This is a genomic window from Psychrobacter halodurans (genome assembly GCF_017498075.1).
Lineage (GTDB): Bacteria > Pseudomonadota > Gammaproteobacteria > Pseudomonadales > Moraxellaceae > Psychrobacter > Psychrobacter celer.
The window spans coordinates 56,353-77,829 of the sequence record NZ_JAGBKN010000010.1 but is presented as its reverse complement, the minus strand read 5'-3'; the positions used below and the strand labels follow the sequence as shown (position 1 = coordinate 77,829).

The 21,477-nt window shown below is 35.8% G+C and carries 17 protein-coding genes and 1 pseudogene; 7 read left to right on the top strand and 11 right to left on the bottom strand.

What is annotated here, in order from left to right; all coding sequences use genetic code 11:
- Window positions 1-384: 384 nt before the first annotated feature.
- Together J3491_RS06395 and J3491_RS06390 are read left to right on the top strand one after the other, a co-directional pair.
- The gene (locus J3491_RS06395; protein ID WP_207969563.1) at window positions 385-5,238 is read left to right on the top strand and encodes an NACHT domain-containing protein; all 4,854 of its coding nucleotides are present in this window, start codon (window positions 385-387) and stop codon (window positions 5,236-5,238) included.
- An 18-nt stretch (window positions 5,239-5,256) separates the two neighbouring features.
- Window positions 5,257-6,150 (top strand): hypothetical protein, encoded by an 894-nt coding sequence (locus J3491_RS06390; protein ID WP_207969562.1) that lies wholly within the window; start codon window positions 5,257-5,259, stop codon window positions 6,148-6,150.
- 98 nt (window positions 6,151-6,248) lie between these two features.
- On the opposite strand, the gene J3491_RS06385 is transcribed toward J3491_RS06390, so the two are convergent.
- Both J3491_RS06385 and J3491_RS06380 read right to left on the bottom strand, forming a co-directional pair.
- Window positions 6,249-6,701, bottom strand: a complete 453-nt coding sequence (locus J3491_RS06385; protein ID WP_207969585.1) for an IS630 family transposase — start codon at window positions 6,699-6,701, stop codon at window positions 6,249-6,251.
- An 85-nt stretch (window positions 6,702-6,786) separates the two neighbouring features.
- Complete coding sequence (locus J3491_RS06380; protein ID WP_201587056.1) at window positions 6,787-7,089, bottom strand: IS630 transposase-related protein; 303 nt, start codon at window positions 7,087-7,089, stop codon at window positions 6,787-6,789.
- Between the two features lie 234 nt (window positions 7,090-7,323).
- On the opposite strand from J3491_RS06380, the gene acmB reads away from it, so the two are divergent.
- Window positions 7,324-8,514 (top strand): methyl acetate hydrolase AcmB, encoded by a 1,191-nt coding sequence (acmB, locus tag J3491_RS06375; protein WP_207969561.1) that lies wholly within the window; start codon window positions 7,324-7,326, stop codon window positions 8,512-8,514.
- Between the two features lie 152 nt (window positions 8,515-8,666).
- Here acmB and J3491_RS06370 read toward each other — a convergent pair whose 3' ends face one another.
- Window positions 8,667-10,481 carry an NAD(P)/FAD-dependent oxidoreductase gene (locus tag J3491_RS06370; RefSeq protein WP_207969560.1) on the bottom strand — a complete coding sequence of 605 codons (1,815 nt, stop codon included), beginning with the start codon at window positions 10,479-10,481 and terminating at the stop codon, window positions 8,667-8,669.
- 517 nt (window positions 10,482-10,998) lie between these two features.
- On the opposite strand from J3491_RS06370, the gene J3491_RS06365 reads away from it, so the two are divergent.
- Window positions 10,999-11,724, top strand: a complete 726-nt coding sequence (locus J3491_RS06365; RefSeq protein ID WP_207969559.1) for a hypothetical protein — start codon at window positions 10,999-11,001, stop codon at window positions 11,722-11,724.
- 148 nt (window positions 11,725-11,872) lie between these two features.
- Here J3491_RS06365 and J3491_RS06360 read toward each other — a convergent pair whose 3' ends face one another.
- A complete protein-coding gene (locus J3491_RS06360; protein WP_243456187.1) occupies window positions 11,873-12,169 on the bottom strand; it encodes a hypothetical protein in 297 nt (98 codons plus the stop codon).
- 38 nt (window positions 12,170-12,207) lie between these two features.
- Window positions 12,208-12,495 (bottom strand): hypothetical protein, encoded by a 288-nt coding sequence (locus tag J3491_RS06355; RefSeq protein WP_207969557.1) that lies wholly within the window; start codon window positions 12,493-12,495, stop codon window positions 12,208-12,210.
- A 220-nt stretch (window positions 12,496-12,715) separates the two neighbouring features.
- Between J3491_RS06355 and J3491_RS06350 the strand changes: the two genes are divergently transcribed.
- Entirely contained in the window at window positions 12,716-12,937 is a 222-nt protein-coding gene (locus tag J3491_RS06350) for a helix-turn-helix domain-containing protein (RefSeq protein WP_207969556.1), read from the top strand.
- A 254-nt stretch (window positions 12,938-13,191) separates the two neighbouring features.
- The gene (locus J3491_RS06345; protein ID WP_207969555.1) at window positions 13,192-13,542 is read left to right on the top strand and encodes a hypothetical protein; all 351 of its coding nucleotides are present in this window, start codon (window positions 13,192-13,194) and stop codon (window positions 13,540-13,542) included.
- A 319-nt stretch (window positions 13,543-13,861) separates the two neighbouring features.
- Here J3491_RS06345 and J3491_RS06340 read toward each other — a convergent pair whose 3' ends face one another.
- The 6 genes and pseudogenes from J3491_RS06340 to J3491_RS06315 form a co-directional block, all read right to left on the bottom strand.
- Window positions 13,862-14,275: an AraC family ligand binding domain-containing protein gene (locus J3491_RS06340; RefSeq protein ID WP_207969554.1), complete on the bottom strand. Its 414-nt coding sequence runs from the start codon at window positions 14,273-14,275 to the stop codon at window positions 13,862-13,864.
- Between the two features lie 312 nt (window positions 14,276-14,587).
- Window positions 14,588-14,698, bottom strand: a pseudogene (locus tag J3491_RS06335) (glutamine amidotransferase-related protein); the annotation flags it as partial.
- Between the two features lie 445 nt (window positions 14,699-15,143).
- Window positions 15,144-15,602, bottom strand: coding sequence for a hypothetical protein (locus J3491_RS06330; protein WP_207969553.1), 459 nt, complete (start codon window positions 15,600-15,602; stop codon window positions 15,144-15,146).
- A complete protein-coding gene (locus tag J3491_RS06325; protein ID WP_207969552.1) occupies window positions 15,602-17,968 on the bottom strand; it encodes a hypothetical protein in 2,367 nt (788 codons plus the stop codon). The genes J3491_RS06330 and J3491_RS06325 overlap by 1 nt, the downstream gene beginning before the upstream one ends.
- Entirely contained in the window at window positions 17,968-19,530 is a 1,563-nt protein-coding gene (locus J3491_RS06320) for a site-specific integrase (protein WP_207969551.1), read from the bottom strand. Before J3491_RS06320 ends, J3491_RS06325 begins: the two co-directional genes overlap by 1 nt.
- The gene (locus tag J3491_RS06315) at window positions 19,527-20,768 is read right to left on the bottom strand and encodes a site-specific integrase (protein ID WP_207969550.1); all 1,242 of its coding nucleotides are present in this window, start codon (window positions 20,766-20,768) and stop codon (window positions 19,527-19,529) included. Before J3491_RS06315 ends, J3491_RS06320 begins: the two co-directional genes overlap by 4 nt.
- 294 nt (window positions 20,769-21,062) lie before the next feature.
- On the opposite strand from J3491_RS06315, the gene J3491_RS06310 reads away from it, so the two are divergent.
- Window positions 21,063-21,452: a helix-turn-helix domain-containing protein gene (locus J3491_RS06310; RefSeq protein ID WP_207969549.1), complete on the top strand. Its 390-nt coding sequence runs from the start codon at window positions 21,063-21,065 to the stop codon at window positions 21,450-21,452.
- Window positions 21,453-21,477 lie beyond the last annotated feature (25 nt).

Genomic DNA, 21,477 nt, shown 5'->3' with positions numbered 1-21,477 from the left:
AAACACTGAACTATTCTTATAAGAGGGGATACTCTACAACTATTAGCCTTAAATATCTGTATCTAGCGATGTTGCCTACCTCTAAATGATTTCCTTGAATGCGAACTCTATTGTAACTTGAACAGGTCAAGGAGCAAAACAGACTGATGTTTAACTGCAATCAAGCTTGCTTCAAAAAAGCTATTTTTAGTTTGATCAAGTTTATAACTATATCTAAGAGTTAAATCCTTATCTACAACAGAGCTTATTTTTTAAGACAAGGTCTGTCTTTATTTTCCAAAGTTTTTTTACATATTTGTCGTTACTAGGAACTAACGCATAATTATAGTAGATTAGCTGTTAATCATACTGAAACCCTAGAAAACACTTAGATGGAACTAAAGCATGACACTCAACCCTTCATATCTTTATACCCCTTCAAGCTCCAGAGTCAATCCACCTATAAAAAATAAAATAGATGTTTTGCCAATTGATCAGTTGAAGTGGGAAGATTTTGAGAGATTATGCCTAAGGTTAGCTCAAGCAGATCACGGAAAAAGCAACTGTGAAGTATATGGTATTAAAGGCCAGAAGCAACATGGAATTGATATTTTTGGTTATAAAGGTGCTAAGTATGCATCTTATCAATGTAAACGATACCAAACTATTACTGAGAGTGAACTTGAGGAAGCAGTAAAGGTTTTTCAAGGAGGGAAGTGGTTTTCTAAAAGCAATGAGTTTATCTTCTGTACAAGTTGTACACTTGAGAAGACTCAAGTACAAGACAAGTTCCTAAAATTGAAGAACGATCTTAGTGCGCATGGTATTGCTTTTATCAAATGGGATAAGATACAGATATCCTCTATTTTGAAAGAGCATCCGCAAATTGTGTATGATTTCTTCGGAAGGGGATGGGTTAAAGCGTTCAATGGAGAAGACTTCCTAAGTAATATCAGTAAGGAAAGGAGGTTAGACGCAGTCCAAATCGCCAACTATAGAAAGCAGCTCTTTAACGTATACGCTACTATTTTTCAAAAGTATGACCCGAGTATACCGGCAAGTAAGTTTGGCAATCATACTATAAACATTCAAGATAGGTTTATCGTGCCTGATTTTATTGAAAAAAGAACCACTCAACAATATCACCGAATTAAAGATGTCGAAAAACCAAAGCGTGAGACTAGTGAGTTCCGCGATAAAGATAGTCAACAAGTAGAACCAAAAGGCTTATCATTTGTAGAGTATGAAAGTGAAGTTAGGTTAAACCTAGATAATAATTTGGCGACATCTGATAGGTTAATGATATTAGGTGAACCAGGTTCGGGGAAAAGCACTTTATTACGCTATTTAATTTTAGACTTACTGACCGAAGAGCCAAAGCTATTGAATACTGCCAAGCAGTGGGGTGGCTTACTACCTGTTTGGCTACCTTTTGCATTTATTACTAAAAAACTGAATGAGAACGAAGATTTAAATCTAGCTGAGTTGCTAAGGTTATGGCTTAGAAGCATTGGGCAAGAAGCACTTTTTGAGCTAATGAATGACGCATTAAATGATGAAAGGCTTCTACTAGTCGTAGATGGTGTTGATGAATGGACAAACGCAAAAGTAGCAAAACTAGCAATTTCTAAAATTGAAATACAATCTGCTATTCAAAAGACAACTATAGTCTATTCAAGTAGACCCTATGGATATCGAGTACAAAAGAACTCCTTCCAAGGACTCAAAGTTCAAACCATAGCAGAGTTCTCAATTGTTCAACAGAAGAAGTTTATAAGCTATTGGTATCAAAAATGGATAGAGGAACAAGGAAGGAATGATATAAGCCTCGTCGAAACTGAAACTAATCAGTTCTTATTAGAATTACAGCAATCTAAGGATTTGTTGCAATTATCAAGTAATCCATTGTTACTTAGCATCTTAGTTTCTCATAGATTTGGCAGAACTACCTTACCAAAAAATAAAATAGAACTCCTAAGTAAAATTACCGCATACTTAATCACAGATCATCCTGAAAGAAGACGGACATCGGCTAATATCTATGATGAGAGCGAATACGACTTCGATATAATCGAGATCTATACAGTTTTGGCAAAGCATGTTCATCAAGACTACCATGATGGCATCATCTTAAAAGAGGATGCTTGTGACATTATTAAAGATTTTTTACAGAAGGATATGGGCTATGAGAAGGCTAAAGCCAGAAAGGCTAGTCAAGATATTTTAAATATTGGTGCCAATCATATCGGTATTCTCGTTGAAAAATCTCCTGATGAGGTTGCATTTATACATCGTCAATTTCAAGAGTTTATGACAGCTAAGTTTTTAATAGACTCTTATCCACCTCTTATTGAAGAAATGCTTGAAAAATACGCTCATGACCCACAATGGAATCAAGTAATTCTCTTCTTTTTTGGGTTGATAAAAATGCGTAAAAGCCAAGATTTTGAAGATTATATCTCTATTGTAGAGCAAAAGAGTAAAGGGCTTGGTGGTTATACTAAATTACTCACCTATTCCTTAGGGCTAACGCTAAATAATGCACCTATAGCAATTACAGATCGTTATTTTAAAGAATTAGTTAAGGATTTTGAGTACGAAACGCATCCTAGTAAAAAAGAAGCTTTATGGAACGTACTGCTAAGTGCTCTTTATAACCCTAGAGTTAATGAAAAAGTTCTGGCGTATTTATTCAAGTATTTCCCAAATAGATATAGCTTTAGCGATCAGCGTCTGCAAGCACTAGAGTATTTATCCGAGGATGAACTCACCCATAGTATAAGACAGTTCATGGTCAAGTCTCTTATTAATGGTAATGAATATCAAAAACTAGAAGCCTCAAAACAGGTTGTACGACTTATTACTGACAAGTGGTTGTCTAATAAGGTTTTAACGCTTTTGTATAGTTGCTATAAACCTGGAATCATTGGTTATCTCATAAATAGTCTGATTTCTGATGAATTGGATGGAAAAACTAAAAAGGATATAGTTAGGCGGTATGATCGTTCAGAACATCCTGAAATAGCTTTGTTTGTTACTAAGTTAAAAATTCACTTAGGTATTCATACCGATAAGGATTTGGAGGAGCTAATAATTAAACAAAAAAATATCAGCTATAACCTGCATAGTGAAGTAGTGCAGACATTGATAGCAGGTTGGTACAATAGTGAGATGCTTTACCAATACTTAATACAATCCGTTGATGAGCATATATCTGATTCAGTCATTAGACATGAGCATGCATGGATTATATTATTTAAATGTTTCAACCATAAAGAAGAAGTTATTGACAAAATAATTTATGAACTGAAAAACGAAAAATACCCTTTTTCACATATGCATAATCCTAAAGGCTGGAAAGCTTTAGCAGAAAACTTTAAAGACAATGTAAGACTTATTCCTATTATTGAGGATTGGCTAAAAAAAATAGGCGGGCATCGGGAGATGTGGATAGCCTACGCCTGCTTAATAGGAAGAACAGAAGAAAACAAGCATCATCTTCTTAAACAATTAACCGAATCAAGCTTCTCACATTGGCAACTTATGGCATTGACATCTGGTTGGTCAGATGATGAAAAAGTGAGAGAAGAGCTAAAAGCTTATTTTCAAAGCGATAATAAAGGTAGAGATTATTCAGCTGGCTACATCAGTAATGTATTTTTAGATGAAAAGGGTGAAGGTGTTAGAATAGCAGAGAATATTTTGTTTAATCGAGCATTACGTCAACGTAGTAGAGCTTTGCCTGCACTTCTCGAGCTAGACAAAGACTATTTCGAGCAAAATCTTCTTGATGGATTTGTAGAGAATGAGTTGCCCCTGCTAGATAAAAAATGGGAAAACTATTATGAAACCCTATATGTTTTAATAAATAATTTTCATGAGCATGAACAAATCAAGCTATTAGCAAAAAACAATATATTTAAGGTTCCTGCTCTTATTATTCATTATTATCCAGATATGATGCAAGAGTTTGAGGAGGTGATTTCTACCTCGCTACCTATAGCAGATAATCTTAGGTTAAAACTCATAGAAGAGTTGAATCATAGATACTTCTTGAATAATATACAAGTGATCGAACAATTAAGTCTTTTTATGGATGAGCAGAACCTACAAATCAGGATGGCATCAGCCCTTGCTAATTTTGACCATTTAAAAGAAACTGCTCCCAATGCTATTCTAGAAAGATGCAATAGTCTAATTTTTTATTCAGGGGAAGACTATGAAGTACAAAGGCAGATTGCTTTTAGCGGTTATTTAAAACTAGGCAAGCTAGAGGAATATTTTACACTAGAAGACCCTAGCGAATATTATGCTGATAAAGCTATAGAAGATAGGTTAGCAAGTCCTAAAATTGAGTTATTCGATCATCATGGTCATAGTAGTATTATCGTTAAGTTACTGATTGAGAATTTTGACTATATTATCAACGTTTTAAATAACGATTTAAACAGGATCTCAATGTTTGGTAATAAAGAAGATCAGGACCAGAATCAATGGGGATTCATAGCAAAGTATTCAGATAAAGACTCACCTAGCACACCTCATATTATTAACTATATCAACAAGGTAAAAGATATCAGTAATATTGATCTGATTGATTTCTTGATTAGAACATCGTCTGAACCTAGTGATCTAAAACAAATACTTATCAAAAATATTGATAATAAAGATGAAGTAACTGCTCTCAAATGCGGAAAGTTGCTTGGAGAATTATTTAATGATGATCAAGAGGTGTATAACTTAGTAAGTAAAATACAAAGCGTTCATGAAAATCCAGGTAGAGTAATGGCTTTATGTCATGGCTGGCCTAGCCATCAATTGCTAAAAGATATCGTCAATGATTTATATAAAAATCAGACACGAGTAACTGCTGATCTGGCGTATACCATTAGATTTATGTTTGGAGATGCGAATAATATCCTAAGATTTTTAGAGGCCTTATTTGATAATTATAACGAAGCTCTTTATAGCCATAAGTTCTTTTATCCACTTCTTTTACAAAGAGCTAGAGATGATAAGGAATTGAAATCGATAATCAAACGCCTATTGTTATCCACCAACTCCATATCTGAAAAGGTCTCATTATATGCACTGCTTGAAAAAGTGGATGGTATTGATCAAGATATTATCACGTGGAAACAACAAGAGTTGCTTTCTCAGGAAGTGTATCGCTTTGGATATAACATTACTAGTAATAAACTCACATCACTGATCGAAGTACTGAATGAGACGAGTAATGATTTGACAGTATATAATTAAATATCAAAGGTAAGTCTTATGAAGCATGATACTGAAAAATATAGAAACGTTTTTGAAAAGATGTCTTCTGAGAAAATAGAAGAGATAAATCGTTTGAATGATGAAGAGCATCGAAGGCAAGCGCAGGCATTTGAGGTTGGTTATAAAAAGGATATTTGCTATTTATGTAATAAGCCCTTCAAAACTATAAGCAAAGATGATCCATGTCTACATTGGTTACTACGGCAATGCAAGTTTAAGAAAAAAGACTTCCCAAAAATCTACGAAAAATACGGCTATGGGAGTATTGCTGCATTTATTAGATGGTGCGCAAATCAAGAACGTTTAGTTTCGAATATTAATGATCTTGAAGAAGAGAAGTCAGATAGGAAGATTCTGTCATATACAGTTAAGTGGAAAAACATTGAATGGACGTTTGACTGTTCTAAGAATGATTTTGAAGGACACGTAGGAACTTCAATTGACTATCCTCATTATCATTTTCAAATGAGAATTGATGGTAGGCAATTCATTAACTTCAACGACTTTCATATCCCGTTCACTGATCAAGATCTATTCGTATTAAAAAATACTATGGAACAAAGCGACTGGTTTAAACATGATTTTGGGGCCATTGGCTCAGGCATGCAAGATGCTGTAAGTGTCGATTTTGACGATATACTTGAGCATACGTGTCGTTCAGATAATGAAGAGGAAGCTACTTATCATTTTTCGACGATGATAGATGCAAGAGATAATCCAATTTCTGGCGAAGAGATATATCAAATACAGCTGGAAGCTGAGCGAACAGGTAAATCTTTTGCTTTTGTAGCACAAAAAAAATTAAAGGATCGTGTAAAACTAAATACTATTATTAGTCCTTCCGACTCAATTCCCAACATTGCCTCTAGAACAGAGCATAAGCGAAGATGAAAAAATTTAGAAAGCCCATGTGTTCGGAGTTATTTGAGGGATATTTACATAGACTCATGACGAAAAACTAGTCACCGTAAAATATCGGTGTGTTATAATCAATCCAATTTAAAGTTGTAACAGCAAACATTGCTGAATAAATGATTTAGATTATTCTCACCCCAGCCTTGCCTAAGCTTTTTTACCTCAGCCCATTTCTTCTCAATAGGATTTAGATCAGGGCTATAAGGTGGTAGCCAGAGTATGCGATGACCATGTCGGTTTAACAGCTTTTTAATGCGTTTGTTCTTATGAAATCGTGCGTTGTCCATTACAATGACACTTTTGCGACCTAGCCTTGGAATGACGTTATATTTAAACCAGTCATAAACCACTTGCCAATTGATATTATGAGTAAACGTGTCCACGGCAAATAGACTTTTATGATGTAGCGCCCCAATGACGTTAGTTCTTTTTGTTTTTTGATAGTTATAAATATCGATACAAGGTTTACCTAATGGCGTATAGCCAAAGGCTCTGATGACCTCTTTCTCAAAGCCGCTTTCATCCATATAAATAATAGGATAGCCTTGGCATTGATAATGTTTGAGTTTTATGGCGTATTCTAAACGCTTAAGCCAACTTGCTTTAGGATGTTTAAGACTTTTTTTTACGAGTATAACCCAGTCGCTTCATGGCGGCTTCTATACCCGATTTACTGCAACTCAAACGAGCGGCTCTTTCATAGTAGTAAGCATCAGGATAGTCTGTAATGTCTTGTTTTAGGGCATCATTAGATATTTTGCGTGGTGTTCTGACGATGGGCTTGATACTGATGTCTTTTTTCCAGTTAATAATGGTGGTAGGACTTATATCATAAAGCTTGGCTGCGGTGCGTACGCTCATGCCCTGTTCAAGAGCTTTTAGTACCTTTTTACGAAGGATGATGGGATATGTCATAGTAATCAGTAAGCTGGAGTTTAGAGTTATTGTATCAATTCTTGGTGGGATTGAATATATTTACAATTCGAATATACCACTATCGAAGACGGGTTTAGCTTGACAGTATGCGTATTGTGCGATAGAAGTTAGTAAGGCTCTTTAATACTACTTTAGAAGTTAGAGCCTTGATAGAGTTTAACTTTCAAAGGATAGATTGTGTTCTACATTTGTCATGGCTCACGGAGAGAGTAAATGAAAGATATTAATAAGAGAATAAATAACTTGTTACAAGATATTGTATCTAGCACACCTGGTGTGCCTGGAGTTTCAGCTGTTGTAACTAATAAAACTGAGAATATCTATGTAGGCGCAGCAGGCAAACGAACGCTTGGCGGTGATGTCGATATGACACCCGATAGCGTTTGTGCAATATTCTCTACAACAAAAGCTATTACTGGTACTGTATGTCTTCAGTTAATGGAAAAAGGGGAGTTGGACTTAGATGCACCAGCCAAAGAATACGCACCAAAAATTGGTGATCTAAAAGTAATTGATGGGTTTGATAATAAAGGAAAGCCTATACTACGTGAGCCTAAGACTAATGTGACGACTAGGCAGCTGCTATTACACCAAGGTGGGTTTGGGTATGATTTTTTCAATGAAACTTATCATCGACTGGCACAAGAGCACAATCAGCCAAGTGTCATTACAGCGACACATGCCTCGCTTAATACTCCGATGCTCTTTGACCCTGGAACCGCATGGGAATATGGTACAAGTGTTGATTGGGCAGGACAGGTTTGTGAAAAAATTACTGGCAAGCGGCTGGGACAGTTAATGAAGGAAGGTGTATTTGATCCTCTTGGTATGGATAACTCTGCTTTTACTATGACAGAATCAATGAAGGACAGATACACTACCATGCATCAACGGGACGAGAAGGGTGTATTAACTGCGCTTACTGACTTCATGTTAGATCAAGATCCTGAGGTTCATATGGGTGGGCATGGATTACATTCGACTGCGTTAGATTATGCCAAGTTTATTAGAATGTGGTTAAATGACGGTGCAAGCTCAAGCGGACAGCAGGTATTGAAGCCTGAAACAGTACGTGTGGCTGAAAAAAATGGCTTAGGGGATATGAAGATTAAGGCACTGCCAGGAGTAATACCTTCTTTATCAAATGATGCTGAGTTCTTCCCAGGTATGCCAAAATCTTGGGGTCTTACTTTTATGATCAACGATGAAGATGCGCCAACAGGTCGTCCAGCCGGTTCGTTGGCTTGGGCTGGTTTAGCGAATCTATATTTTTGGATAGATAGAAAAAATGGTATTGGGGGATATTGGGCGACTCAAATACTACCATTCGCTGATGCTACTTCTGTTAATGGATACCTTGAAATGGAAAGAATAGTTTATCAATCAATGGCCCCTAATGCTTAAAGTAAAAACGATATAGAAATGGTGTCCGCATAAGTTAAGCAAAGCAACTCTTAATAATAGCTTACCCAATAAAAATAGCCGTACTGAATCAAACCAGTGCGGCCATCATGCTTACCATTTTTTGTCCGTTATTTAGAGTAGTAGCGCTCAAATTATGCTAAATGATGCACTTCCTGCAAACCATAAACAGGTGTTTCTATCCCTTCCATTCTGGCCTTAAGTTGCAGTGATAAGTATTGAGAGTAGTGCCGCGACTGATGCAAGTTTCCGCCATGGAACCATAACGCCTCTTGCTGCGTTGGTTTCCACATATTTCTTAACTCACCTTCCCAAGGGCCTGGGTCTTTTTTAGTATCTGAGCCCATGCCCCAACACTTACCGACTTTATCCGCTACTTCCTGTGAAATTATTTTCGCCGCCCAACCGTTCATAGACCCGTATCCAGTAGCATACACAATTAAATCAGCTTCCAGCTCTGTACCATCGGTTAATACGACTGAGTTAGTTTTAATGTGATCAATACTAACGCCAGATTTAAGCTTTATCTTCCCTTCCGCTACTAGCTCAGAAGCACCGACATCGATATAGTAACCAGAGCCTCGACGTAAGTATTTCATAAAGAGACCAGTATGATCTTCACCAAAGTCGAGCATAAACCCTGCGTCAGTTAACTTTTGATAAAAGTCAGCATCTAATTCTGCCACTTTACGGTAAACAGGCTCATGAAATTGCGGCATGATTTTAAAAGGAATAGAACCAAAGGTCAGGTCCGCCTTATAGGTAGTCATTCCATTCTCAACTGCTTCTTCTGAATATAAACCACTCAATACTTCATCCATTAAAGTATCTGATTTAATAATATGCGTTGATGAACGTTGTATCATGGTGACGTCTGCGCCATTTTCCCAAAGGGCGGCACAAATATCATGCGCTGAGTTATTGGCACCTAGTACGATACATTTTTTTCCTCGATAAGCCTCACCGCCTGGGTGCTGGCTTGAGTGATGCTGCTCTCCAGCAAAATCTTCCATACCAGAAATTTCTGGTATGTTTGGCAACCCTGACATACCAGTCGCCAAAACCAATTGCTTAGGATGTAATACTAAAGGTTCACCCGCTCTATCAACCTCTACATTCCACTGCTGTAACTCCTCATCGAATTCAGCACTGATACATTCAGTTGCCCCCCAGTAGTTTAACTCCATAACCTTGGTGTACATTTCTAACCAATCACCAATTTTGTCTTTTGGGGTAAATACTGGCCAGTTCTCAGGGAAGGGGAGGTACGGCATATGGTCATACCAGACAGGATCATGCAAACATAATGACTTATAACGATTACGCCATGTATCACCTGGTCTAGGCTGCTTATCTATGACAATTGTCGGAACGTCGAGTTGCCGTAAACGAGCTCCTAGACCGATACCGCCCTGTCCACCACCAATAACTAAGCAATAAGGCTGCTCGCTATAACCGAGGTTTTTTTCTTCAATTTCCCGTTTTTCCTGCCACGTTAAACGATCAGGGTCAGCACCATGTTCAGCGCCTTTTGGACGTAATCTTTTACGCTTTTCAGGGAAATCTTTGAGCTCGGTCATAGTGGTTAATAATGTCCAAGCTTTACCATTACGCAGACGTAAGTGTCCATAGCCTTTTGCCACCTTGGTGTTGAAGGTTATCCAAGCTTCTATAACACCATCGTTTTCTACTGCATCTTCTTCAAGCTGCCAATTATATGGTTCAGCCGTTTCTAGGGTATGCGAGAGCATATCTTTAATTTCATCTTGTCCCTCTAATGTCTTGATATTCCAAGTAAATGAAACTAAATCACGCCAATACCCTTCGGCTTCAAAGTACTCAGCTGCTTGGTCTATATCTTTTGTGCGCAAGGCTTGATCAAAACCTTGCAGCCAATTAGTGACTTGTTGGCTTGCGGATAACTCATTATCATGCTTTTGAGTAGTCATAAAATTCCTCTCCATGGTTATTTTTATTTACTCTATTGCTAAGCTTCATGTGCAGCAGTGAAAATTCACTAAACACCAAATAGCATACTTTTCGAAGTGAATCGAAAAGTGTGAGCTTTTGATATCAGTGAGTGTCATTTCAAAACAGAAAGTTAATACACTTAAGAAAAAGAATATTCTCTATGGATAGTAACTCCTTATAAGAGCTATAGCCTTTAAGACTATAGCTCTTATAAACAGATGTTGTCAATTCTAGTGTATGGTTGTTCTCTCATCTGTTAGCTATCCTGATAAAATGTAGTATTTATATAGTGAGTCCTAAATAAAAAGAGTACCGCTTTTACGGCGTGCTACTGGTATAAATTTTCTTTGCTTGCTTGCTTGCTTGCTTGCTGTGCGACTGCGTCACTGTTCGATGCTGCATAAAATTCATCCCAGTAACACTGTATTTGTTTTAAAGTGGATCGACTATAATTTAGAAGTACGGCTAAGTAACTTTAGTTTACTAAGGACTTAAATGGAAATTAAGCAACAAGCATTAAGCAAATTAGCGAACTCTATGAGACTCTATGGAGAGGCTCATATGAGGTTCCACAAATTAAAATTAATTGATAGTGAGGAAGCTATCAACAATTTGGATCGTGCTTTCGAGGCAAAGCTAGAAGCATTCCATAGTTTATACGATGTTACAAAAGACGATTTTGATTATTTTTCTCATGGAGATACGGCCCTGTTAATCCTGCTAAGAAATGCGGTTCATCATCGAAACCATTTATTATTTAAAAGTTGGAATCAAGACATCGGACTAAATAATGGGTATAAAAAATATCTTGGTGCTGAGTTTATACTTGCCAGCCATGAGGTAGTTGATGCATTCCATGTAATGAAACACTTCTATAAGCTAGAAGATTTTTATTCTAGAATCGATCCTAAGCTAGATTCGCCTTACCTTGTAGACAGAATGAATGACAAGGATAAGCTTAAACTACTTAATCAAGTAAAAAATGAGCTTGGTTTCGATCTAATTACCGCTTATGCAAAAGAAGGAAGGTATCCAACCAAACAGATTTATGTGAACTTGATTCCTATCTATATTTCGGCAGTATGTAAAGCTTTTAAAGCACTAAGCGACCGAGGTATTGAATTTATAGGTTTTGATGCAAATGCCTACAAAGAGCTTTTCACAAAAGAGCTTGAGGTGGATTTCTCTTCTATTAATTACACTCCTATTCGTATTTTTTAAAGAACTAATAGTGTGCTTTGACTATGAAATATGATTCATCTATTGTTATTTGTTCGAACGTATTTAAGAACTGCAATTAAACGGTAGCATGCCAAACGTACAGGAATAGGGCTAGTACATTTCGCAAAGAAGCACAGTCTAATAACAGTTACTTATTGATTTTATGTTCCCGCCAAAGTGCATTTTCACAAACCGTACAAGACCAACTTATTTTCGAACGCATATGAAGTACATCTGCTGGCACTTCAACTGGACAAGCAGTTCCGCAGTATTCACAGAGAACATCATCCAAACAAGCATAACATTCTGCTATAGTCTCAAATAATATATAAGAACTAAGGTTGTATTGTTTACAAAGTGATTTTATATGTCTAATAAACTCACCTTTATTATCATACGCCCAATAGTCTTCGCAGATTTTTCTATCTCTTTCATTCTGCGTCATACCTAACTCAAGCCTTATACCCATAATAATTCTCCTGATTAATAGCTATATGACTGCGGTAACAGTGTATAAAGCTCGATTTGAAGCTGATTATGCATTTCATCTATAATATAGTCATCCTGAGCTTTTAGTCGTCTTTGCACCCATACTCTTAATGCCATGTAGTTATCAAAGAAGGGTTCTACTTTCAAAAACTGGGCTAGATTATTTCCCTGTTGGAGGCAATGTTCACGAATTAGCATATTGGCTATTATATTGGCGTCTACACTGATAGTACCTTTAGGCTTAAACTTACTACATAGTTGATCATAATCGATAAACTTCACGGTTAATCTCCTTAGTATTATTAATATTTTTTTTGCTTACTCTTTACTCTCTACATTACTAAAGGCAACTCTTGAGTGGATAGAGACGTCTGTGACATAATAGCTTTCTAGTTAGTATTAAATGGTTTCCTATAACTACTAAGTACTTTCTAACGAGTACTATATTAGCACAAAAGTACTCGCTGGGAAGTACTTAGTGCTTACCAGTGAGGACTTTATTGTGATTTTGTGTAACTTGCCCGTTCTTTTAGCAGAGCGAAGACTACGAGTAGCAGATTTGGTTAGAACAACAGATATTAGTAAATCTACTTTACATAGAATCTATAATGATCAAACCACTCGGATAGAGTTTGATACTTTGAGCAAACTATGTGAAGTACTAGAGGTAACACCAGGCGATATTTTGAAGTATGTACCAGAGGGGCATAATGAGGACTTATAATTAATATTATCTCAGGTGTCCTAAGCGAGAGTAGAGCTAAAAATTCGATTCATACACATTTAAATTAATTAAGCTTCATGAGGAAACGATTAATCAAAATGCTAACTTAGTAAGATTATTAATCTGATAGTCTGATAGACAGCTTTACTTAACCTGTATATTTTAAGTTTTCACATAAAAAATAATATATAGAAGAATGCAACTTTAAAAATATAATTCTCGGGCAAACTCGTTTTTTTGACTGAGAAATTGCCATGAGCTTATCCTTAATTTTACCGATGTCTGCCTTCGCCTTACTCGCTTCTATCTCTCCTGGCCCTGTAAACATCGTTGGTCTCAGTAGTGGTGCACGCTATCCTTTATCCAAAGGCTTGGTTTTTATCACTAGTGCGACACTCGTTTTTGTTATCTTGTTTTTAGCTATAGGTTACGGCCTTAGTGCTTTGTTAGTCACTTTTCCAGATTTTGAGAAGTGGCTGACAGGGGCAGGTAAAGTACCAAGGTTTTTTACCAGATTTTTGATGCAATGGCTCAATCCAAAAGCATGGATTGCTTCTGCCGCTAGTATCGGTGCTTATACTAATAATGGGGATATCGAGTTTTAGCCGTGTTGCTGGCAGGCAGTTGTATATCGTTAGTGCTTGGTTGAGGATTTGCGATATTCGATAATAGATATCCCTTTTTTCAGTTGTTGCTGACCGTATTGAATGCGTTTATTGACAATATAAGCATGGGGCGTCATGCAAAAGTTCTGCCTAAAGCTTCGGGGCTGGCACTATAGCCACTCAATGTACATAAATCATCAAGTGATAACTCTTTAGTGCAATGCTCATCCAAATAATCGGCTAATACGTTTAATGCGGCAGGCGTCTGTTTATCAATCTTCAACTCTTGACTATCAAGCGTGTGTATAAGCGCAGTTAATTATTCGATTACTTGGACTTGCTTACCGAGCAGTTCGTGCTTATCGTTTAAAAGAGTCGCCGCCATTGTGCAGTAACCATGATATAAATGTTTATTAGTAACAACTGCATTACTAATGTCTTGCCAGCGCAATTGTGGTAATAAACCTTCATCATAGCGCAACTGCGTTAGCCACGCGGTATCAACATAGAGCATAAGATAAGCCCAAGGTTGGTTTTCGATTGGGTTGCAGGCATGCGGCCAGTCTGGATTCATCAGTACTAGATCACCTTCTGTGACATGATAGCTATCATCGCGGTAGATAAAAGTGCTCGTACCCTCTGTAATAGCGCCTAGATACCGATGGGTATGGCTATGAAGATTGTAACAAACCTTGCGCCCATTCGTGACTTTACGCAGTTCTATATGTGGCATTCTAGAATTGCGCCAAAAGATAGGGGTGTGGGCGGTAGTTATAGTGTGTCCTTGTAAAATCTTAAAAGCTGCTATTAAGAGAATATAGTTCCGCTCTCAAATTGATAAAAACAAGACTGATGCTAAAATGGGATAGAGCAGCAAATAATGAGTAGGGAGGCGTTTGATAAAGGTATTCGCGATTTATATAGAACCTCAGAGGGTGGTGGCAGGATTGAAACAGCTAGGAACGTTTGGGGCTGGTAAGATGGCGAGGTTAGTGGAGAGTATGATCTAACGAGTCTTTCGTTTTTTGAATCAAGCTAAGTGAACTTATACCTGATTCAAAAAGTTAGCTAATAAGCGCTTAGCCCCTTCGGTCGCAAATGATTCAGGGTGAAACTGTACTCCTTGAATGGGGTAGTCTTTATGGTGTAATCCCAGAGACCATCCCAGATTCTGTGTAACTGTTATTTAGATTACATACTTATTAGTACGGTCATAAAAAATAACCATAAATCGACTAAGAGTAGCCATCTAATTATAAATTGACATAGATTACTTTTATACGTTTGTTGGGCTACTAGGTTAGGTACATTGGCTTGAAAGTTGCCTGATCAAAAGAGACTACTTAAGATATCTTGTGCAGCGCGATTTTATCGATCAGTAAAAATTACAAGCCAAACAGCTTCACTTTCTGATAGACACATGCTATGTAGGCCTTTTTTACCATCAAGACTCACGCTTAAGGAAAGAGAGCGATATTAATACCCTCTACTTATCTTGATAAACTTTAACTACAATATATCCTGAATAGACAAGAGGATAGATAGTACTTAAAGGCTACTCGATCGGGATGGGCTCAATTATACTAATCAATTATCGATATTCACTTACTAACTTTGTAGTTTCGAAGTAAATGAGGTGCAAGTAATAAGTCAATATCCACTTTACCCCTTAATTTCACTTCTTGAATAATGTTCATTAAGATTTCAGTATTAGCATCTAGTAGATATTCTAATTCTTGAACACGTTTCTCAAGTCTTTTATTCTTTTCTAGCAATGCTTTGTTACTTTTTCCATTAATATAGACTTGCTTTTCTCTTTCAGTAAATCCATTTGATTCTATTTGTTCAGTCATGTATCTGCTAATTAGTTCTTTACGTGAACTTAGAGTGCTTATCTTACCCTTGATGTATCCCTTACCTTTCAAACGATCATATAATTTCTTATGAGTTATCGGACTTATATCGTATCCTTCATCAAGCATTAGTTGTAGTTCAGACTCAATAGCTTTATCTAACTCTTTTCCTCTTAATGCTGGTTTATCAATACACTCTTGCAACATTAGATTAACTCCTTACTCTTAGACTTATCATATTCTATCGTAAATAACTCGCTAATCGTTATCGGTAGTCTTTTGACGCCTTCATCATGTTTATATATGCTAATTTTGGTTAGCCCTTGCTGTCGTTCAATCATCTTATCTTCTATAGTTTGTAAATTTTGTAATTGATTTTTAGTCTTGTCTAAAATCTTATTAGGATGCGAAATGCTATAGCTATTGCTAATAAACTCATACTGTTCCATTAAGCTTTTTTTAACTTCTATTAGATTGTTTAATTCACCCAAGCGTCCTGTAACAGTGAAATCGCTACATGGACTACCTGTTTGGCATGCTAAGCGTTTCGGACACCCATTAGCCCCTATATTACGCGTACAGGAACCAAAGGGTAGGGGGTATAGATAAGCATGCCTCTTTATTAGTTCGTCAGCTAAAACTTCACTATTAATAAGTTCGTTCTGATAAGATTGACCTAGACCTTCGATAAAATCATTGAATAAAACATCCGATGGTAAAGGTTTGAAAAAATCAGCTATTTCATCTTTGTTATCAAAAGTGTGTAAATTACTTCTAATATTATTTTCTAATGATCGATCGGGAGAAGCATATAGACTTAGATCTTCCAGCAGAGTATCAATAGGAGTTTTAACAAGGGGCTCTTGACTTATTAAAGCGTTATGTTCTGACAAAGTAACCGAATCTACTTTACTCGCAGCTTTTTTAGAAGATAAATCAGCTTTGAAGGTTTTTTGTCGTAAGCTAAGATGCTGATAACTTTTATTTTGACTGGGATTTGTACGACCCATAAGCATTGCTTGTAGATGTTCTGAGACTTCAGCAATTGCTAGAAAAGTGTTGATATTATGTCTAGGTATGTGGCTTGTAATTTTAGAGTGTACGTCATCTTTGTCCTTGAGATCAAACTTCTCAAATACTGATATATTTCTTGTAGCTCCTAAAAAACCATTAATAAGAGTATTAGTCAAGGGTATAATATTGGTCTTGTTGTAGAAGTTTCTTTTTAGGTTGGTTGATCTATATTCATGTATAAAGAGGAGATCTTCAAAAGGTACAACCTCTTGTTTGCCTTCATAATTAAAAATATAGTCTATCGGATTAGATTTATCATAATCTGATAGTGATTTTATAAATTCATTAATAGTTTTTTTGGAATAATATCTGAGAATACCTTTACCGCTAGGCAGCTCTTTATCTGGCACCACTCCCGCTGACTTGAAGGATTTCAAAGCCATATCTCTTTGTCCTGCACGACCTAGCTTACTTTCTTTCAAGTGGAAAAGTAGGTTCATCAAGTCGTCAAGCTCAATTAAATCTGACTCGATATCGTCAATAGCTTTAGGTAGAAAATCAATTAAATTTTTACTTCTTAAATATTTTAATGTGTTTCTAGGCTTTTCTGTAAGCTCAATAGTATCTAAAACTAGTCTTTCTATTAAGCTAGAAGAGGAAGGTTCAACCCAGTGAATTCTCTCTCCAGCACCTTTAGCACCATAGTAGCGAATACCGAGTGAATACTGTTCTATACCATTATGCTTCAAGGTGCTCCCACTTGAAGGATCAAGCAAAGGTTTTTTAATTAAACAATCCTTCTTTAGTAGAATTGCTTCAGTCGAGCGAAACCCAGTAACTATTAAAATAGTTAAAAGGTTTAATAATATCTTCTCACTGTTTGTTTGACATAAACTCTTTAATGATGCGATATTAATAAAAGTTTGAATCGATATAAGTTTTTTTGTGTCAACTTCATCTTCATCTATGTCCAGTTTATCTATTAGTTCTTTCGTCTTTCTTGCATTAGGTGTTCTATTTTCACTACTAAGATAGTTATAATCATTTTCAAATTCTAATCTCTTACTCAGGTGCATGTGCTTGTTAATAAGTTCTTGAAGTCTCAAATATGTACCAGCAATATCAGGTAGACTTTTGGGATTACTATTTTTAACTTGAATTTCAAAAGCGTTAACCAAAACTTCGGTACACAAGCTTTGTGGAGAGTTGTCGCCAGTTAAAGTAACTAAAGAATAATACCAACGTTTGAGAATTAATAGTTCAGCATGAAGTTTTTGCGGTGACGCTTTGGAGTTAGATCTTCTATAACTAAGTACTAATATTGATCTAAAGAAATCATAAAAATTTTCTGAGATATCAAACGCAGGCAAACCTTTTAATCGTTTGCCTTCATTAAATACTAAGTTTACGTCCTTACTTCTACAGTATAACCAGCCAGATCCTTTCTTACCACCTTGCCAATACATATCATTCCACGTTTGATTAAAGCCTGAGGATAAATGTCGATTAAAGTGATCTTTTTGCTCATTTATAAAATCGAGGTAAGCTTTATTTGACATTATATATCCTCCATTAAACTACATCTTGCTATCACAGACTCAATTTCAAACTTTGTACCTTCGTGTACTAATAAAAGAGGGTTTCTGGAACATTGTGTAGAGTCAGCGATAGTGATAATATCATTAACTTCTGACTGTATGCTCTCTAGCACTTCTGAATGATCTTTGTCCTTAAATGGATGAAAATATAAGCATCCATAGCAATTCCTGACTTGCTCGAATGGGCAGGTATCATCATATGCACAACCCCCTATTTCATGATGAAAATCTTTATGAACGAAGCCACTAACTTTTTTTCCTAACCATTTAGATTTTTTAACAATAGTACTTGTCATAAACATAGCTATCATTTGCTTGTATGCAGCATTTTCTCCTAATGCTTTAGCTCTAATAATTGCAGTTTCAGGTGATGAAAATATATAATGCCTAGCAACAACAAGACTTGAATGACCTAGGAGGTAGGCAATCTCTTCAGCACTCGCTCCTGACATTGCCATGCTATGTCCAACATGATGTCTAAATTGTGACATCGAATATTTTATTTGAAGTATATCTCCACTTAAAACTTGGGTCCTATATTCGACAGGTGAAAACTTAAATAGCTGATCGTTAATAGCCTCTGAGCATGTGACAGCGGATTTTTCTCCTAACTCGAATAGCTTATCTGTATCTGATAGTTTTAATCGATGAATATAGGTAAGTATGATAAAAGCAATTTCTTCTGGTAACTTTATAGCTACTTTTTTGTGCGTAAAGCGTGCTTGTTTTGCATAAGGGACCAAAAGGCTGTATCTTGCTATACCTAGTGAATCTTCTGGTATATCTTCTTTTAAGTCTCCAGCTGAAAGCTTTGACATTTGAACAGGGCGCATACCTGTAGTGAATGCTAACGCTAATATTGACGCATTTTTTAGCTCTGATTTGCTTATCGAATCTTTTTTCGCCGTATTTAGTATATGATTGAGCTCTATAAACCCCTTTTGAATTATGTTAATAGTTGGTAGGTCTATATTATCTTCATACTCTTCGTAATAAAGACTACTTCTTGTAGAATTAGGTTTTTTTATTACCTCTAGGTCATATTCATCATCAATAGAAAATCCTGGGAAGCCTTCCAAAATAAAAGTAGTTACAATAAATTTAATCGAAAAGTAAAATTGATTATCATCAGTTGATTTAATTAAAATATTCTTAGACTCCTTGAAGTTAATTCTTCTTTCAGCACCACTAAGATATTTAAAAAACTTTCTTATATTTCTAAACCTATCCCCTAGATGAGAGGGGGAGTTTTTATATATATACTTTATCAACAGAAACTTTGTTATTTTTACTTCTACGCAACTCATATCTTTAAATGAAATCCTTTCAAGATTTCCAGAGTATTTAAATTCCCAAACATCTTTTGAAGAATTTAGAAATTTATCATCAAATTTATCTGCACGTATGAATCGTACAACTTTAGGTAGTCTTATTTCATCGATAAAACCTAACTGCTCATTTGAGAATACTGACTCTTCAGTTGTTATTTCATTCGTATAGCTTGTTTCAATAGATAGGTTCATAAGACTTTTCCATGATTTTTAATTCTACTAATATTTGTACTGTTAGCACGCTCTGATAGATATCTATCAGCATATCTACTTACCATTAAGCTATTTGAACTCCAACCTCCAGCTTTTTTTAAACTCTCTATTGCTTGACTAATTGCAATCTCATGGCTAGAGGAACTATTCATAGCTGTAATATGTGCGTATTCTAGCATTAGCGTAGCCCAGGTATGACGACAGACATGCGCACTCAACTTGTCAATTGAATCAGTGTACTTAGAGTCGTAATAATTTGGATATAATTCTCGAAACTGTTTATCCCATATATTGAACATTTTCTTTATAGATGAGTAGCTTAATGGAGGAAATGGATATTGTAAGGACAGAAATAATAAATCAGACTTTGCATTATCAGGTCGATAATTTTCAATATAATAAGATATTAGATTATAATCATCGCGTGAAATTTCAATCCTTCTTTTTGACTGTTCATTTTTAATTCTAGGCTTAGGTGATCTATAGTCTTCGATATCTTGGGTGTCCTCTATAGTTAAAGACGTATTGCCTGAATATCTATTTAAAGTTCTTGAATTTATTGATAGCAGTAGTAGCTCACCTACTCTCAACCCATAATTTATTAATAATCGGGCGATGAGAAAGTTACGAAACTGAGTTGCGCTATCTTTAAAGACGTTTTTAGGATTACTATTGACTGGAGTAGAAGGCGTAGCAATTTCAAGAAAACTATCTTTCATACGCTCAGTTAAACTTTTAAACTGCTTCACATTACTATTACTAGAAGACACTCTAGCAAACTGCTCTGATTTATTTTGAAGAATTAGTATTTGTCTCCTAATGAAACTATGTTTTGATTTGCTTTCTTCAACATCTCTTCTAAAAAAATTATCAATTAAAAATATTAGATACTTTATAATATCTTGTATTTTCTTTGATATTGTAGTGTAGTTTACTTCTAATGGTTTTTTTATTCTTATCAGACCATCATCATGCTTGCTATTATTTTCAAGATATATAAAAAAACTATCAATCTCTTCAATAAATATTTCAGCATTATATTTACTTTTATAGAACGATAAACAAAAATTTTCGTTAAACTTTTCCTTCCAAAAAGCATACCAAAATTTCAATGCGTTTAAGTTACTCTGTTGAGTTGAAAGACTTTTAAGTCTCAATTTTGACATGACGTAAAGTAGAGGGTAGAGACATGGAGAGCGTGTTTCTTCATCAATCAAAATGTACCTTCGATTGTTAGATGGGTTAGATAGTTTGACTAGACTAACTAAAAACATATGGCTCTATCCTTATTCGAGACAGCTATATATAGTTTTTATATGAATTGAGAGCATCAGGTGCAATTTGTCAAACACCCTTCGATCCTACAGCTCAAAGATTATTATTGATAATTTTTGCAAGAATACTGTTATAAAGTTATGATTGACTTAGAAGGTTATTTAGGGTTTATAGGGTATAATACAGCTTTGTAAATTAACTGTATAGTTAACTATTGTAATTAGGGGCTTAATCAATTGAATAATATTTTTTTAGCTGAAGAACGTCTACGACTCGGGTTTAAAGCAAAAGAAGTGGCAGATTTTGCGGGGATAGCAATCCCAACGCAGTCTAATTATGAGAAAGGTAAACGCAGTCCTGACACAAGATACCTTTATGAAATATCAAAGCTAGGTTTTGATATTCATTATGTGGTCACAGGGAAACGTAGTGTCGATGGAGTATCTAAAGATGATAGATCTTTATTGGAATTATTTAATAATGCCCCTAAAGCTGTCCAAAATTATATAAGGTCAGGTTTGTATATGACCCAACCTCGCAAAATGCTTATCCCAAGTGTTATTGAACCCGATGTAGCTGATACTATTGAATACTCTGCCGATCAAAAGTTAATTGAGAAAGATTAAATGAGTATTCACAGCTCATAGGTTT